The organism is Cellulomonas sp. JZ18, assembly GCF_009720485.1.
Taxonomy (GTDB): Bacteria; Actinomycetota; Actinomycetes; order Actinomycetales; family Cellulomonadaceae; genus Cellulomonas.
This window is the reverse complement of the sequence record NZ_CP045245.1, coordinates 3,033,018-3,050,030: the sequence shown is the minus strand read 5'-3', so window position 1 is coordinate 3,050,030 and position 17,013 is coordinate 3,033,018. Positions and strand designations below refer to the sequence as shown.

General features: G+C 74.7%; 13 protein-coding genes. 12 read left to right on the top strand and 1 reads right to left on the bottom strand.

All coding sequences use genetic code 11. From position 1 onward, the window contains the following. The first annotated feature begins 310 nt into the window (after positions 1-310). The 3 genes from GC089_RS13795 to GC089_RS13785 all read left to right on the top strand — a co-directional run bounded on the left by GC089_RS13795 (position 311) and on the right by GC089_RS13785 (position 4,957). Entirely contained in the window at positions 311-2,128 is a 1,818-nt protein-coding gene (locus tag GC089_RS13795; RefSeq protein WP_230684817.1) for an ABC transporter family substrate-binding protein, read from the top strand. A gap of 202 nt (positions 2,129-2,330) precedes the next feature. Further along, a complete protein-coding gene (locus tag GC089_RS13790; RefSeq protein ID WP_155378138.1) occupies positions 2,331-3,851 on the top strand; it encodes an ABC transporter permease in 1,521 nt (506 codons plus the stop codon). After that, complete coding sequence (locus GC089_RS13785) at positions 3,848-4,957, top strand: ABC transporter permease (RefSeq protein ID WP_155378137.1); 1,110 nt, start codon at positions 3,848-3,850, stop codon at positions 4,955-4,957. Before GC089_RS13790 ends, GC089_RS13785 begins: the two co-directional genes overlap by 4 nt. 17 nt (positions 4,958-4,974) lie before the next feature. Here GC089_RS13785 and GC089_RS13780 read toward each other — a convergent pair whose 3' ends face one another. Continuing rightward, on the bottom strand, positions 4,975-5,589 hold the full coding sequence (locus tag GC089_RS13780) for a hypothetical protein (RefSeq protein WP_155378136.1): 615 nt from the start codon (positions 5,587-5,589) through the stop codon (positions 4,975-4,977). A 75-nt stretch (positions 5,590-5,664) separates the two neighbouring features. Between GC089_RS13780 and GC089_RS13775 the strand changes: the two genes are divergently transcribed. From GC089_RS13775 to GC089_RS13740, 9 genes are all read left to right on the top strand, one after another. Continuing rightward, on the top strand, positions 5,665-7,485 hold the full coding sequence (locus GC089_RS13775; protein ID WP_155378135.1) for an ABC transporter ATP-binding protein: 1,821 nt from the start codon (positions 5,665-5,667) through the stop codon (positions 7,483-7,485). 279 nt (positions 7,486-7,764) lie between these two features. After that, complete coding sequence (locus GC089_RS13770) at positions 7,765-9,738, top strand: ABC transporter substrate-binding protein (protein WP_155378134.1); 1,974 nt, start codon at positions 7,765-7,767, stop codon at positions 9,736-9,738. Between the two features lie 137 nt (positions 9,739-9,875). Continuing rightward, positions 9,876-11,807, top strand: coding sequence for a translational GTPase TypA (gene typA, locus GC089_RS13765; RefSeq protein WP_155378133.1), 1,932 nt, complete (start codon positions 9,876-9,878; stop codon positions 11,805-11,807). After that, entirely contained in the window at positions 11,804-12,298 is a 495-nt protein-coding gene (locus tag GC089_RS19675) for a PIG-L family deacetylase (protein WP_255449014.1), read from the top strand. The genes typA and GC089_RS19675 overlap by 4 nt, the downstream gene beginning before the upstream one ends. After that, positions 12,208-12,774, top strand: a complete 567-nt coding sequence (locus GC089_RS19670) for a hypothetical protein (RefSeq protein ID WP_370514008.1) — start codon at positions 12,208-12,210, stop codon at positions 12,772-12,774. The genes GC089_RS19675 and GC089_RS19670 overlap by 91 nt, the downstream gene beginning before the upstream one ends. A gap of 9 nt (positions 12,775-12,783) precedes the next feature. Beyond that, on the top strand, positions 12,784-13,185 hold the full coding sequence (locus tag GC089_RS13755) for a hypothetical protein (RefSeq protein ID WP_155378132.1): 402 nt from the start codon (positions 12,784-12,786) through the stop codon (positions 13,183-13,185). Beyond that, entirely contained in the window at positions 13,182-13,688 is a 507-nt protein-coding gene (locus GC089_RS13750; protein WP_155378131.1) for a flavin reductase family protein, read from the top strand. Before GC089_RS13755 ends, GC089_RS13750 begins: the two co-directional genes overlap by 4 nt. Positions 13,689-13,846: 158 nt before the next feature. Next, on the top strand, positions 13,847-14,488 hold the full coding sequence (locus GC089_RS13745; protein WP_155378130.1) for a hypothetical protein: 642 nt from the start codon (positions 13,847-13,849) through the stop codon (positions 14,486-14,488). Then, on the top strand, positions 14,485-16,947 hold the full coding sequence (locus GC089_RS13740) for a VanW family protein (protein WP_155378129.1): 2,463 nt from the start codon (positions 14,485-14,487) through the stop codon (positions 16,945-16,947). Before GC089_RS13745 ends, GC089_RS13740 begins: the two co-directional genes overlap by 4 nt. The last annotated feature ends 66 nt before the right edge of the window (positions 16,948-17,013 follow it).

Below are 17,013 nucleotides of genomic sequence, written 5' to 3'. Positions count from 1 at the left end.
CGCCCGTGTGGCGCACGGCACACGTCCGTGGTAGGTGTCAGCCGTGTTACGCGGCTGTTTCGCTTGCAGTCGTCTCGTATGATGGACGGTACTCACCAGTATCAATCAGGTAACGATCGATCTGGTCACCTGTCCGTGCCCGGTTTGTCCGTTGGGGCGGGGCTAGCGTTGGCGCAATTCCCGGCGGGCGTGTACGCCCACGGGACCCTCCGTGCGACGCGCCGGGGGACCCGTGCAGGGCCACGCCCACCACGTCACAGGAGGAACATTGAGGATCACACGCAAGGCCGCGCTCGCGTCGGTCGCTTCGGTGAGCGTCCTCGCACTCGCGGCCTGCTCCGGCTCGGACGGCGGCAGCGGCGGCGGCGACGACAACGCGGGCATCAACACGAACACCGCGGTCAACATCGCCTGGAACCAGCCGATGTCCTCGTTCAACGGCGAGAGCATCACGGGCAACGCGACGGCCAACAACATCATCACGTACATGGCCAACTCGCGCTTCAACGACTACAACCTCGACCTCGAGCTGGTCCAGGACGAGTCGTTCGGCACGTACGAGAAGGTCTCGGACGACCCGCTGACGATCAAGTACACCTACGCCGACACGGCGAAGTGGTCGGACGGCGTCCAGGCCGGTCCCGCGGACCTCCTGCTCGAGTGGGCTGCCCAGAGCGGCAAGTTCAACACGGTCGCGCCGGAGACGAACGAGGAGGGTGAGGTCACCAACGAGGAGGCCGTCACCGCCGGCGTCTACTTCGACGCCGCCAACCCGGCCGTCGCCCTCATCACCGAGACGCCGGAGATCGAGGACAACTCGATCACGCTCGTCTACTCCAAGCCCTTCGCGGACTGGGAGACGGCGATCGACAACAACCTCCCCGCGCACATCGTCGCGCAGCGTGCCCTCGGCATCGAGGACCCGGAGGAGGCCACCGAGGCCCTCGTCACGGCGATCCAGGACAACGACACCGCGGCGCTCTCGAAGATCTCGAAGGTCTGGAGCGACGACTGGAACTTCGCCTCGCTCCCCGAGGACGAGGACCTGCTGGTCACCTCGGGCCCGTACACGATCACGGAGTTCGTCGAGGAGCAGTACCTCACGCTCACCGCGAACGAGAACTACGAGGGTGACAAGACCCCGGTCTTCGAGCAGGTGACGGTCCGCTACAACGGCGACCCGATGGCCCAGGTCCAGGCGCTGCAGAACGGTGAGGTCGACCTCATCAGCCCGCAGTCCACGGCCGACGTCCTGACGGCGCTCGAGGCCATCGACGGTCTCGAGGTCGAGACCAACGTCGAGGGCACGTACGAGCACGTCGACCTGCAGCAGGGCAACGGCGGCCCGTTCGACCCCGCCACCTACGGCGGTGACGCCGAGAAGGCCAAGGCGATCCGCCAGGCGTTCCTCAAGACGATCCCGCGCGAGCAGATCGTCGAGAACCTCATCAAGCCGCTGAACCCGGACGCCGAGGTGCGCAACTCGTTCACGCAGGTCCCCGGCTCGCCGATGTACGACGGCATCGTCGAGGCGAACGGCCAGGCCGACCAGTACGGCGAGGTCGACATCGCGGGCGCCCAGGCGCTGCTGCAGCAGGCCGGCGTCACGACGCCGGTGCAGGTCCGCATGCTGTTCGACCCGAACAACACGCGCCGCCAGAACACCTTCGAGCTCATCAAGGGCTCGGCGGCCGAGGCCGGCTTCGACGTCGTCCCCTACACGGTCCAGACCGACTGGGGCACGGACCTGTCGAACGCGACGACGTTCTACGACGCGGCCCTGTTCGGCTGGCAGTCCACCTCGACCGCCGTCACCGAGCCGGACGCCAACTACCGCACGGCTGCGACGAACAACTACTTCGGCTACTCGAACCCCGAGGTCGACGCGCTGTTCGACGAGCTCCAGACGGAGACCGACCCCGCCGAGCAGGAGCGCATCCTGGGTGAGGTCGAGAAGCACCTGGTGGACGACGCCTTCGGCGTGACGATCTACCAGCACCCGGGCATCACCGCGTACAACCCGGAGAAGATCACCAACGTGCAGAAGCTCGGCATCGCGCCGACGATCTTCTACGGCTTCTGGGAGTGGTCCGCGGGCGACGCGGCCACCCAGGACGCGGGCGAGTGAGTCCTCGGGTCCCCGGCGCGCTCACCGCGCGCCGGGGACCCGGCACCGTGCACGCACGACGGAGGGCGCCGAGGGTCCGCCCACGGCGCCCTCCGTCGTGCGCGTACGCTGCCCCCTCGTGATGTCCTCCACCACCTCAAGCGGAGGCCGGCGGGATACGATCCCCGACGACCGGCTTCCCGTCCCTGCGAGGTAGCCCTCCGTGCTCAACTTCCTCCTGCGCCGCCTCGCGGCGGGAGTCGTCACGCTCTTCGTGGCGCTCTTCATCATGTACATCCTGGTCGACGCGGCCATCGACCCCCTGGCCGACCTCGTCGAGAGCACTGCTCCCAACAAGGAGCAGCTCATCGCGCAGCGCACGGCCGAGCTGAACCTCGACACCAACGTCGTGATCCGCTTCTTCTGGTGGATCGGTGACGTCGTGACGGGCGACCTGGGCGAGGCCTGGCGCTCCGGCCAGGACGTGAGCGGCCTGCTCACCCGCGCCATCGGCTCGACGCTCGAGCTCGTCGCCGCCGCGACGGTCCTCTCGCTGCTCGTCGGCGTCACCGTCGGCATCGTGTCGGCGCTGCGCCAGTACAGCGCGTTCGACTACGTGATCATCTTCCTGTCGTTCCTGCTCTACTCGCTGCCCTCGTTCTGGGTCGCGGTGCTGCTCAAGCAGTGGGGCGCGATCGGCTTCAACGACTTCCTGCGCGACCCGGTCATCGGCTGGGGCGTGGTCGTCGCGCTGTCGCTCGTGGTGGGCCTGCTGTGGTCGCTCGCCGTCGGCGGCTCCGCGCGCCGCCGCGTGCAGGTCTTCGCGATCGCCGCGGCCGCCAACGTCGCGCTGTTCGCGTACATCCAGCTCACCGGCTGGTGGGACCGCCCGCAGATCGGCCCCGTGCTGCTCGCGCTGCTCGGCGCCGGCACGGCCTTCGCGGTCGCCGGCGTGTTCGCGGGCCTGCACAACCGTCGCGCGCTCTACACGGGTCTGACGGTGGTCGTCCTCGGTGTCGTCCTCTACTTCCCGATGCAGGTCGTGTTCGACTCGATCGACGAGTCCCACCTGCTCATCGCGGGCCTCGCGCTCCTGACGGTGGGCGTCGGGTACCTCGTCGGACGCCTGTTCGGTGGCCCGGACTGGCGCACGTCGGCCCGCACCGGCGCGGCCGTGGCGCTCGTCATGGGCACGCTGATCTTCATCGACCAGGTCATGCAGGTCTGGGGGCCGTACTTCCAGGCGCTGAGCGGCCGCCCGATCCCGACGTTCGGCGACCGCACGCCGAACCTCGGCGGCAACTACTGGGTGCAGGTGCTCGACTCCTACACGCACCTCGTCCTGCCGACGGCCACGCTCGTGCTGATCGCGTTCGCGTCGTACACCCGGTACTCGCGCTCGAGCATGCTCGAGGTGCTGAACCAGGACTACATCCGCACGGCGCGCGCCAAGGGCCTGCCGGAGCGGCTCGTCGTGGTCCGCCACGGGTTCCGCAACGCGCTCATCCCGCTGGCGACCATCGTGCCCATCGACGTCATCACGCTGCTGGGCGGCGCGGTCATCACGGAGAACGTGTTCGCACGTCCCGGCATGGGCCAGCTGTTCGTGCGGTCCCTGATGGACGCCGAGCAGGCACCGGTCATGGCGTACCTGATCGTCGTCGCGACCCTCGCCATCATCGCCAACATCGTCGCGGACATCGTCTACGCGGCGATCGACCCCCGGATCCGGTTGGACGCATGAGCACCCCCACCACACCCCAGCCCACCGGCGAGCCCGAGGAGCGGCTCGAGAACGCGATCGAGCTGCAGGAGGTCGCCGGCCTCTCCCAGGGGCAGATCGTCCGCCGGCGGTTCTTCCGCCACCGCGGCGCGATGGCGGGTCTCGCCGTCCTCGCCCTCACCACGCTGCTGGCGTTCACCTCCGTCGGCGTCGGGCCGATCCCCGGCTGGTGGTCCTACACGCCCTACCAGACCGGCTCCGTCGTCAACGCGGGCGGCGCCCCGACGCTGTCGCTGCCCACGTGGCTGGGCGGCGACGGCTTCGCGATCGGCTCGCACCCGTTCGGCCAGGACGAGCTCGGGCGCGACATGTTCGCGCGCGTCATGGCCGGCGTGCAGACGTCGCTCATGGTCATGGTGGTCATCGGTGTCGTCGCCGCCGTGATCGGTGTGCTCGTCGGGGCCGCGGCCGGGTTCTTCCGCGGCCGCGCCGACACCCTGCTCATGCGGGCGACCGACCTGGTCATCACGGTGCCGACGATCGTCATCGGCGCCGTGGTCGGCAAGATGGCCGGCACGGTCAGCGGCGTGGTCTTCGCCGTGGCGCTCGGGCTGATCCTGTGGACGACGCTGGCCCGGCTCGTGCGCGGCGAGTTCCTCTCGCTGCGCGAGCGCGAGTTCGTCGACGCCGCCCGCGTCGCTGGCGCGAGCAACCTGCGGATCATCTTCAAGCACATCCTGCCGAACGCGATCGGCACGCTCATCGTGGCGGTCACGCTGCTCATGAGCTCGGCCATCCTGCTCGAGACCGCGCTGTCCTACCTGGGCTTCGGCATCGTGCCGCCCGAGATCTCGCTCGGTCAGCTCATCAGCCTGTACCAGCAGGCGTTCTCGACGCGGCCGTGGCTGTTCTGGTGGCCGGGCCTGTTCATCGTGCTCATCGCGCTGAGCGTCAACTTCATCGGCGACGGCCTGCGCGACGCGTTCGACCCGCGGCAGAAGCGGATCCCGTCCGAGCGCAAGATGGCCAAGGCGATGGCGGCCGACGGCACCGCCGAGCGCGGGCGCGTCAGCACGGTGCGCCCCGACCTCGACGGCCGGAACGCCGGCACGGGCGGCGGCGCGTGACCTGCACGCGCGACCGCTCACGCGGTGACGAGCACCGCCACGGCGGCGGCCGCGAGGGCCACCGCCGTGGCGATGCCGGCCACGTGCACCCGACGCACCGGGCGCAGGCCGTGCTCGGTGCGCAGCCGCTCCGCCCCGTCGAGGTGCCCGGCGCGCACCAGCGCGTCGTGCCGGGCCTCGACGGCGTCGCCGACGCTCTCGGCCGTCGCGTGCAGCGAGCGGACCGGGCGGCCGTCGGCGGGCACCGGACGCACCCCGTCGTCGTCCCGGCCCCGGCGCACCCACTGCGCCGTGGCGCTGGAACGCGGTGCGGCGAAGACCTGCACGTCGCCGTCGGTCGTGTGCAGCACGAGGGACCAGCCGCGGGTGACGCCGCGGTAGGTCGGCCAGGGCACGTGCACGGTGCTCAGCACGTTGCGCACGACGACCTCGCCGTCCGCGACCTCGACCCCCGGGCGCCAGAACAGCGCCCACACGACGAGCACCACGAGCGCGACGAGCGGCAGCACGCGCAGCGCCGCCACGGCGCCGTCCTGCGCCGCGACCGCGACGAGCGCCGCGGCGCCGGCCGCGGCCGCCGCGACGGTCAGTCCTCGTCCGTACCCCGATGTGAACTCCTGCGTGGCACCCACGGCGCCATGCTCGCAGACCCGCACCCCGCCGCCCCGACCGGGCCAGCGGACCGCGTGCAGGAAGGACGCTGAACGGTGGCCCTCGACACGAACCACGCCCCGACCACGACGCCCGTGCTGTCGGTGCGCGACCTGAACGTCGACTTCTACGTCGACGGGCGCTGGCACCCGGCCGCCGTCGACGTCAGCTACGACGTGCGCCCGGGCGAGGTGCTCGCGATCGTCGGTGAGTCCGGCTCCGGCAAGACGCAGTCGTCGATGGCCCTGCTCGGCCTGCTGCCGCCCAACGGCCGCGCCCGCGGGTCCGCCCTGCTGGGCGACCGCGAGCTCGTCGGCATGCCGGCCAACCGCCTGCGCCGCATCCGCGGCCGCGAGGTGTCGATGATCTTCCAGGAGCCGATGACGGCCCTGAACCCGGTGTTCACGATCGGGTTCCAGATCATCGAGACGCTGCGCGCGCACTTCGAGATCGGCCCGACCGAGGCGCGCGAGCGCGCGGTCGAGCTGCTGCGCCTCGTCGACATCCCGAACCCGGAGAAGCGGGTCGACTCCTACCCGCACCAGCTGTCCGGCGGGCAGCGCCAGCGCGCGATGATCGCGCAGGCGCTCGCGTGCGACCCGACGCTGCTCATCGCGGACGAGCCGACGACGGCCCTCGACGTCACCGTGCAGGCGGAGATCCTCAAGCTCATGCGGGACCTGCGCGAGCGCATCGACGCGGGCATCGTGCTCATCACGCACGACATGGGCGTCGTCGCCGACATGGCGGACAACATCATCGTCATGAAGGACGGGCGGGTCGTGGACCAGGGCCCGGCGCTCGAGGTGTTCCGCAACCCGCAGCACGCGTACACGCAGCGCCTGCTCGACGCCGTCCCGCACCTCGGCCGCTCGGCGTCCGACGTCCCCGCCCGTGCCCGGGTGAGCGAGCCCGCGCCCGCGTCCACCCCGGTGGACGAGCGTGAGCTCGTCCTCGAGGCGCGCGACATGGTCATCGAGTACCCGGGCCGGCGGCGCACGCCCGCGTTCCGGGCCGTCGACGGCGTCTCGCTGGAGATCCGTCAGGGCGAGGTCGTCGGCCTCGTCGGCGAGTCCGGGTCGGGCAAGACCACGATCGGCCGCGCCGCGGTGGGCCTGCTGCCGGTGACCGGCGGCTCGCTGAAGATCGTCGGGCACGACATGGTCGGCGCGACCATGAAGGACCTGAAGCCGCTGCGCACGAAGGTCGGCATCGTCTTCCAGGACCCGGGCTCCTCCCTGAACCCGCGCCTGCCGATCGGCGAGTCCATCGCCGAGCCGCTCCTGCTGCACCGCGGCGTCAAGGGCGAGGCGCTGCAGCGCGAGATCGAGCGCCTGCTCGACCAGGTGCACCTGCCGCGCGCGATGCGCAACCGCTACCCGCACGAGCTGTCGGGCGGGCAGCGCCAGCGCGTCGGCATCGCCCGGTCGCTCGCGCTGGAGCCGCGCCTGCTCGTCGCCGACGAGCCGACGTCCGCGCTCGACGTGTCCGTGCAGGCGGCCGTGCTCGACCTGTTCCAGGAGCTGCAGCGCGAGCACGGCTTCGCGTGCCTGTTCATCAGCCACGACCTCGCGGTCGTGGAGATCCTGTCCGACCGCATCGCGGTCATGCGCAACGGCCGCCTCGTCGAGGTCGGCCCGGCCGCGCAGGTCGTCAACGCGCCGCAGGACCCGTACACGCAGCGCCTCATCGCGGCCGTGCCGGTGCCCGACCCCGAGGCGCAGCGCGAGCGGCGGATCGCCCGTGACGCCCTGCTCGAGGCGCAGCACGCCGAGCTGCTCGCGGAGGAGGCGCGCCAGGCGGAGGAGGCCGGCCGCGCCGACGCGCTCGGCGTCGACGAGATCGACAACGAGCGGATCCAGCGCCCGGGCATCTGATCCGGCCGTCGCGTCGCAGCGACGAGAGCCCGGTCCCGCACGGCGGGACCGGGCTCTCGCGCGTCCCGTCGCGTGACGCGGTCCGGCCGTCGGTGCGCGTGCGTCCTGCTCGCCCCGGTCCGCTACGGTCCGACGGGATCCGTCCGATCTGCCACTTCAGTCCGGGCCGGTCCCGGCCGATGCACGGGTGGAGCGGCGGACGGGTGACCGCCGGACGGGTGGTGGTCCGGCCGGGGCGAGGTGCGGTCGGGTCGAGGCACGAAGCGGAGGACGGTGCGGATGGACGGGACCGGTCGGGTGCGCGGGAGCGGGACGTACGTCGTCGCGGGGCTGGTGGCGGCGGTGCTGGCGACGGCGGGCTGCACGCAGGACGCGGCCGACCCGGCGCGTGCGGGCACGGTCGTGGTCGCGGCCGACCTGCCGTTCACGTCCCTCAACGGGGGGACGGTCGCGGGTCGGGCGCCCGGCAGCGTCCTGGTGCGCGGCCTCGTCCAGTCGGGCTTCGTCACGCTCGAGGCCGACGGGTCGGTCTCCACCGACCCGTCGTTCGGGACGGTGGAGAAGGTCGGCGACGCGCCGCTCACCGTCCGTTACACGATCGCGCCGACGGCACGGTGGTCGGACGGCGTCCCCGTGACCCCGGCCGACCTGCTGCTCGAGTGGGCCGCCCGCAGCGGGCAGCTCGACGAGGTGGTCCCCGAGCTCGGTGCCGACGGCCGCCCCGCCGACCCGGCGGCGCTGGACGCCGTCGTCGCGTTCGCCGCGACGTCGCCGGTCCTCGCGCACGCGTCGGCCGTACCGGTGGTCGACGGTGCGACCGTGACCGTCGTCTACGACCGGCCCGTCGCGGACTGGCAGCTCGCGCTCGACGTCAACCTCCCCGCGCACGTCGTGGGACGCCTCGCGCTCGACCCGTCCGCGCCCGCGCTGCCGGGCGCGCAGGCGACGCCCGCCGCCACCGCGGGGGCGAGCGCGACGGCGACGGAGACGGCGACGGCGACGGCGTCCCCGACCGCGACGTCGACGCCCGGTCCCGCCGCCTCGTCCGCGACGCCCGCACCGCCGGCGGGTGGCGACGACCCCGAGGCCGCCGCCTGGGCCGCCGCGGTGACCACGGCCGTGCAGCAGCAGGACCGCGCGGCCCTGCTCGCGATCTCGCGCGTGTGGCGCGCGGCGGGCACGGCGGCCGACGTGGCGGCGGACCCCACGCTGACGACGACGACCGGCCCGTACGTGCTCGACCGCGTCGGGGACGACGGTGTCGAGGTGGTCCGCAACGACGCCTACGCGGGCGCGCGCCCGGCGCGCTGGGACCGGGTGCGGGTACGCACGGACCTGGCCCCGCTCGCGCAGGTCGACGCGCTCGAGGACGGGGATCTCGACGTCGCGGCACCCCTCGCGACGGCGGACGTCCTGGAGGCGGCGCAGGACGCGGACGACGTGCGCACCCGCGCGGGCGGTGACGCGGTGCTCCAGCTGGTGCTGCGGGCGGGTGCCGGCAGCCCGTTCGACCCGGCGTCGTACGCGGGCGCGTCGGACCCGGCGGCCGCCGCGGCCGCGGTGCGGGCCGCGTTCGTCGGTGCGGTGCCCCGGGGCGAGGTGGTGGCGGAGGCCGTCGCGCCGCTGCGGTCCGACGCGGAGCCGTCGGACGTCGTCGCGGCCCAGGTGGGCCCGGACGCGCCGCCGGCCGACGTCGACGCGGCGCTCCCGCCGGCCGACGGGGCGCCGGAGGGCGCACCCGTCACGGTGCGGCTGCTCGCGGCGACGGACGACCCGGTGCGGGGCGCGGCTGCCGCGGTGCTCACGGACGCCGCGGCCGACGCGGGCTTCGAGGTCGTGCCCGCGGACGTCGACGACCCGGTGCCGGCGCTGCGCGCCGAGCCGGACGCGTGGGACGCCGCGCTCGTCCCCGTCACGCAGGGGGACCTGCCGGTGGCGTCGTGGGTCGCGCGCTGGCGCAGCGGCGGCGCGGCGAACGTGAGCGGGCACGCGGACCCGGCGCTCGACGCCGCCCTCGACAACCTCGCCGGCACGGTCGACCCGGCAGCGGTGCCGGCGCTGGTGGAGGCGACGTCGGGCGACCTCGTGGCCGCGGGTGCGGTGCTGCCGCTCGTGCGGGTGCCGGTGCTGACCCTGACGGCCGACCGCGGCGCGGACGACGACGCGCTGCCGCGGGTGGGGGACGTCGCCGTGCTCGAGCCGGCGCGGGCCGACCTCACCTCGTGGTGGGACTGGGCGCGGGCGGACGGGTGACGTCGGCGCCGGCCTGCAGCGCGTCCCCGCGGGAGCGGGGAGACCGGCGTCACCGCCGCCGGTGCGGCCCGGACCGGTAAGATGGAGCCGCGCCGCCGTCGGCGCCTCCCCCTCTTCCTCGTGAGATGAGCACCCGCATGCCCGCAACCGGCCAGGCCGCCGCCGTGCGTTCCGACCTGCGCAACGTCGCGATCGTCGCCCACGTCGACCACGGCAAGACCACCCTCGTCGACGCCATGCTGTGGCAGTCGGGCGCGTTCGGCGCGCACGACCACGTCGACGAGCGCGCGATGGACTCGGGCGACCTCGAGCGCGAGAAGGGCATCACGATCCTCGCGAAGAACACCGCGATCCGGTACTCCGGACCCGCGGCCGCGGCGGTCGGGCAGCCCGACGGCATCACGATCAACGTCATCGACACCCCGGGGCACGCGGACTTCGGCGGCGAGGTCGAGCGTGGCCTGTCGATGGTCGACGGCGTCGTCCTGCTCGTCGACGCGTCCGAGGGTCCGCTGCCGCAGACGCGGTTCGTGCTGCGCAAGGCGCTCGCCGCGAAGCTGCCGGTCATCCTCGTCGTCAACAAGGTCGACCGCCCCGACGCGCGCATCGACGAGGTCGTGCACGAGGCGACCGACCTCCTGCTCGGGCTGGCGTCGGACCTGCACGAGGACGTCCCGGACCTCGACCTCGACGCGATCCTCGACGTGCCGGTCGTCTACGCCGCCGCCAAGGTCGGCCGCGCGTCGCTCGAGCAGCCCGCGGACGGCGGGCTGCCGGACAGCCCGGACCTCGAGCCGCTGTTCGCGACGATCCTCGAGAAGATCCCGGCGCCCACGTACGACCCCGAGGCGCCGCTGCAGGCGCACGTGACGAACCTCGACGCCTCGCCGTTCCTCGGTCGTCTCGCGCTGCTGCGCATCCACAACGGCACCCTGCGCAAGGGGCAGACGGTCGCGTGGGCCCGCCAGGACGGCACGACCCAGAACGTGCGCATCACCGAGCTGCTCGAGACGAAGGCCCTCGAGCGCGTCCCCACCGAGCAGGCGGGCCCCGGCGACATCGTCGCGGTCGCCGGCATCGAGGACATCACGATCGGCGAGACCCTGACGGACCCGGACGACCCGCGGCCGCTGCCGCTCATCACGGTCGACGACCCGGCGATCTCGATGACGATCGGCATCAACACCAGCCCGCTGGCCGGCAAGGGCGGCAAGGGCCACAAGGTCACCGCGCGCCAGGTCAAGGACCGCCTCGACCGCGAGCTCATCGGCAACGTGTCGCTGCGCGTCCTGCCGACCGAGCGTCCCGACGCGTGGGAGGTGCAGGGCCGCGGCGAGCTCGCGCTGGCGATCCTCGTCGAGCAGATGCGCCGCGAGGGCTTCGAGCTCACCGTCGGCAAGCCGCAGGTCGTCACGAAGAAGGTCGACGGCCAGGTCCTCGAGCCGACCGAGCGCATGACCATCGACGTCCCCGAGGAGTACCTGGGCGCGGTCACGCAGCTGCTCGCGCAGCGCAAGGGCCGCATGGAGACGATGAGCAACCACGGCACCGGCTGGGTGCGCATGGAGTTCGTCGTCCCGGCGCGCGGCCTCATCGGCTTCCGCACGCGCTTCCTGACCGAGACCCGCGGCACCGGCATCGCGTCCTCCATCGCGGAGGGCTTCGAGCCGTGGGCCGGCCCGATCGAGACGCGCACGAACGGCTCGCTCGTCGCGGACCGCGCGGGCGTCGCGACGCCGTTCGCCATGCTCAACCTCCAGGAGCGCGGCACGTTCTTCGTCGAGCCGACCTCCGAGGTGTACGAGGGCATGGTCGTCGGCGAGAACGCGCGCAACGAGGACATGGACGTCAACATCACCAAGGAGAAGAAGCTCAACAACATCCGCTCCTCGACGGCGGAGTCGTTCGAGAACCTGGTGCCGCCGCGCAAGCTCACGCTCGAGGAGTCGCTCGAGTTCGCGCGCGAGGACGAGTGCGTCGAGGTCACGCCCGAGATCGTCCGCATCCGCAAGGTCGTGCTCGACCAGACCGAGCGCGCCCGCATCACCGCCCGCAACAAGCGCGCGTGACCCACCCGACCGGCGGCCTGGTCGCCGTCCACGCCCACCCGGACGACGAGTCGCTCGCGACCGGCGCCCTGCTGGCGACGTGGGCGGCGGCCGGCCTGCCGGTCGCCGTGGTCACGGCGACGCGGGGGGAGCGCGGCGAGGTCATCGGCGAGCGGTGGGCGCACCTCGAGGGCGACGGCCCGGCGCTCGCCGCGCACCGCGTCGAGGAGCTCCGCGCGGCGCTCGCGGCGCTGGGCGTGCGTGACCACGTCTTCCTCGACGAGGTGGCCGGGACGGACCGGCGGTACGAGGACTCCGGGATGGCGTGGGTCGCCGGTGCGCGTGCGGGTGCCGCCGAGGACGTCCCCCGGGTGCGTTCGTGCGCGTCCCGGTGGGCGACGCGGCGGAGGCGCTGGCCCGCGTGCTGCGCCGCCGTCGCCCCGACGTGGTCGCGACGTACGAGCCCGGCGGCGGCTACGGGCACCCGGACCACGTGCGCGTGCACGAGGTGACCACCCGCGCGGTGGCGCTCGCGGCCACGGCCCCCGACGAGGGCGCCGCCGCCCACACGGTGCCCGTCGGGCTGTGGTCCGCGCAGGGCAGCGACGCGCTGCGTCGCGCCCAGGCTGCCCTCGCGGGCGGCGCGGTGCGCGCCGCGCTGGGTCCCGACGGGGCGGGCCTCGCGCTGCCCGACCCCGCGCAGGAGCCGGCCTCGGTGGCCGTGCCCGACGACGCGGTGGACGTGGTCGTCGACGTCGCGCCCGTGCGCGAGCGCGTGCTCGCGGCGCTGCGTGCGCACGCGACCCAGGTGCAGGCGGTGCGGGCGGTGGACGGCGAGCCGGCGCTGGTCGGGTGCTACGCGCTGAGCAACCGGCTGCTGGCACCGGTCCTGCCGGTCGAGTCCTACCGTCACGCCCCGGCAGCCCGCGTGCGCACGCCTCCGGCGCCGCGGCGCCGCTCGCCTGGCCCGCCGGTGCGCGGCCGGTAGCCTGACGCCGTGCAGCCGCCCACCACCGCGCTCCTCGGGCGCGCCGCCGTGACGTTCGTGCTGGGGGCCGTCGTCGGCGTGCTGGGCACCGTGATGCACCGCGCCGTCCGTCCGTGGGGTCTGGTCCTGTGCCTCGCGCTCGTGCTGGCGGCGCTGCTGACCGCGCGCGCGTGGCACGGCTGGGCGACGTACGTCGGGGCCGTCGGCGGCCTGTTCATCGCCGCCACGACGCTGGCGGGGGAGGGCCCGGGCGGCGACGTGCTCGTCCCCGGCACCGACCTGTGGGGCTGGGGCTGGATCCTGGGCGCCGCGGTCGCGGTCGTGCTCGTCGCGCTGGTGCCGCGGCGCTGGGTCCAGGACGACCCCGTCCGCACCGCGCCGGCGCCGCCCCCGGACCCCGCCACCCCGTGACCGACCCCGCCGACGTCCGCGCGGACGAGGACGCGTTCCGCGCCGCCGTCGGGCGCCTGCCCGCCGGCGTCGCCGTCGTGACGGTCGTGCGCCGCGGCATCGCCCACGCCACGACCGTCAACTCCGTCGTGTCGGTCTCGCTGGACCCGCCGCTCCTGCTCTTCTGCGTGCACGCCGACTCGCGGCTGCGCGACGTCCTCGACGAGGTGGACACCTGGGCCGTGAGCGTGCTCGGCGACGACCAGGCGGACGTCGCGGACTGGCTGGCGTCACCGGGACGTCCCGCCGTCGGCCAGCTCGACCGCGTGCCCCACGTGCCGGCACCCGTCTCGGGCGCGCCGTGGCTCGAGGGCGCTGCGGCGTGGTTCGACTGCCGCACGTCGGCGCTGCACCCCGCCGGCGACCACGACGTCGTCGTCGGGGACGTGCTCGCGGTCGCGCAGGGTGCGCCGGCCGCCGGCGGGCTCGTGCACCTGCGCGGCCGCGTGCGCCCGGTGCGCTGAGCCCACGGCGCGCACGGCGCCCGCCGGCCCCGTCCCGCGACCGGTCGGCGCGCGGGTGATCCTCCCGCGCGCCGCCACCGGCACCCTCGGAGCGGTGGTGGCGCACCGTAGACTCGCCCGGGCGCGGTCTGCGCGCTGCAGAGCACGACGGGGGATCGATGACGCACGGCACCGAGCGCGGCACCACGGCCGACGGGACGACGCAGGACGGCGGGACGCCGGACGGCGCGACCGGTGCGCCCGCCACGGGCGAGGCGGCGGGCGTCCCGGCGCCGCGCGTGCCGTCGTCGGTCGCGGACGGCGACGCCGACGCCGCCCGCACACCGGCCGCCCCCACCCCGGCCGCCGACGCCGACGCCGCCGGGCCGCAGGGCGCCGCGCAGGCGCCTGACGCCGACGAGGCCCGTGCCGCTCACGCGGGTCGTGCGGACCAGGCCCCCGGCGGCGGCGCGGCCGCGTCGCCGCGCACGCGTCCTGCCGACCGGCCGCGCCCGCTGCGGTCCGGCCCCGCGCTCGCCGCCTGGCCCTCGTGGGAGGACGTGGCCGTGACCGCACCGCCGGCGACCCCCGACGACGCAGCGGCAGAGCCCGCCGCGGCGGACGCCCGCGGGGCCGCGGAGGCGGGGTCGTCCGCGAGCGCGGGCGCACGTGCCGCCGACGCAGCCAGGGACGAGCAGGGCCGTGACGAGCAGGGCCGTGACGAGGACGGCTCGTCCGGGACCCCGGGCGAGGCCGCTCTCGGCGAGGCCGCGCGCCGACCCGCCCCCTGGACCTCGGCGGCCTGTCCGCGCTCGCCATGACGGCTCTCAACGCCGCTGCCGTCGGCGTCCCCGCGCACGCCCTGCGACGCGAGGAGGGCGAGCCGTCCGCGGCCGCCCCGGCGTCCGGGAGCGCACCGGCGTCCGCGGTGACCCCGTCCGACGGCGCCCCGCGCGAGGCGGCCGAGCCGTCCGCCGGTCCGGCGCCCGCCGACGACGCGGCACCGGGCTCGGACGACGCGGCTGCCCCGGTCCCGGCCAGCGCCGCCCCGTCCGACGTCGACCCCGCGGACACCGACGCCGACCCCGACGCCGCCGACGACGCCGACGCCGACCCCGCCGACGCCGACCCCGCCGACGCCGCCGGCCCCGCCGACACGGTCCCGGCCGAGGTCGTCCCCGCAGCCGCGTCGGACGGCACCACCCCGGACGGCACCACCCCGGACGGCACCACCCCGGACGACACGGCGCCCACGGGCACGCCCGCCGTGGCCGGCCCTGCCGACGGCCCCGCACCCGGCGCCGCGCCGGCCGCCGCGGCCGCCGCGTCCGCAGCAGCCACCGGCCGCGCCGCCGACGCCGCCCCCACGCAGGCCCTGCCGCCGGTCGACGACGCGACGCCGACCCCGGCGGACGCTCCCGACCGCGTCGCCGCACGCGACGACGCGGAGGGGCCCGCCACGCGCACGTGGCCCACCACCGACGCGGGTGCCGGCGCCGCCCGCCCCGTGCCGGGCGGACCGGTGCCGCACACGCCCGAGGCGGAGCGTGACCCCTCGCCGCTCGACGTGTTCGAGCCGGACGACGGCCGGCGACGCTGGCCGCGCACCCTCGCGGTCGTGGGCGGGGTCGTCGTCCTGCTCGGCGGCGCGTACGTCGGTGCGTCCTACGCGCTGGCGGACCGCGTCCCGCGCGGCGCGCACGTGGCCGGCGTCGAGATCGGCGGCATGACGGCCGACGAGGCGCGCAGCGCCCTCACCGCGGGCCTGCAGGACCGCGTCGACGCACCCCTGCCGGTCGTCGCCGAGGACGCGCAGGCGGAGCTGGACCCGGCAGCGGCCGGCCTGGCGTTCGACGCCGACGCGACGGTGGCACGCCTGACGGGGGTGGACCTCACCGAGCCCGTGCGCCTGTGGCGGCAGGTCGTCGGCGTGGACGCGCAGCCCCCCGTGACGCAGGTCGACGAGGACGCGCTCGAGACGGCTCTGGCGTCGCTGTCCGAGACGGTGCGCCTCGCCCCCGTCGACGGCACGGTCGTCTTCGCGGACGGTGCCGCCCACGCGACGGACGCCGTCGAGGGCTGGGAGCTCGACCTCGCCGCCGCGGCGACCGAGGTCCAGGAGGAGTGGCTCGTGGGGGAGCGGCCGCTGCCGCTGCCGACGACGCCCGTCGAGCCGGACATCACGCAGGAGGAGACGCAGCAGGCGCTCACCGAGGTGGCGCAGCGGCTCGCCTCCGCGCCGGTGACGGTGCAGGTCGGGGACCGGCAGGCGACGCTCGACGTCCCCACGCTCACGGCGAGCGCGAGCATGGTGCCGGTGGACGGCGCGCTGCAGCTGCAGCTCGACGGCCAGGCGCTGACCGAGGCGGTGCTCGCGCAGGTGCCGGACGTCGTGACGGCGGCGGCGGACGCGCGGTTCGAGTTCCAGGGCGACGCGCCGGTGATCGTCGGCGGCGAGCCCGGCACGACGATCGACCCGGCCGCGCTGGCGTCGTCGGTGGCGAGCGCCGTCACCGCGGAGCAGCGGCTCGCACCGGTGGAGCTGGTGCAGTCCGACCCCGCCCAGACGCGCGCCGCCCTCGAGGCGCTCGGCGTCAAGGAGGTCGTGTCCGAGTTCTCGACCCCGCTGACGAGCGAGCCGCGCCGCACCCAGAACATCGCGACCGGCCTCGCCAACATCACCGGCACGCTGGTGCGCCCGGGCGAGACGTTCTCGCTGACCGAGGCGCTCGGCCCGGTGGACGCCGCGCACGGGTTCGTCCAGGCGGGCGCGATCGTCAACGGCGAGCACACCGACGCGTGGGGCGGCGGCCTCTCCCAGGTCTCCACCACCGTCTTCAACGCCGCCTACTTCGCGGGCTTCGAGGACGTCGAGCACACGCCGCACAGCGAGTGGTTCCAGCGCTACCCCGAGGGTCGCGAGGCGACGATCTTCACCGGCGTGCTCGACATGAAGTGGAAGAACAACACGCCGTACGGGGCGCTCGTGCAGGGGTTCGTCGCCGACGGGCGTGCGCACGTGCGCATCTGGGGCACGAAGCACTTCACGGTGGAGACGGAGAAGAGCGGCCGCTCGGGGGTCGTCGCGCCGACCACGGTCTACTCGCAGTCGGCGACGTGCTCCCCGCAGAGCGCCGGCAACCCCGGCTTCACGGTGACGAACACGCGCCGGGTCTACCTGAACGGGGAGCTGGTCGACACCGAGTCCGACACGTGGCGGTACAAGCCGCAGAACCGCGTGGTGTGCGGCGCGCCGCCCGCGCCGACGCCCACGCCCTGACGCCGCCGACGACGCCCGCCCGGTCCGCCCGGGCGGGCGTCGTCGCGTCCGGCGCGTCCGTCGAGG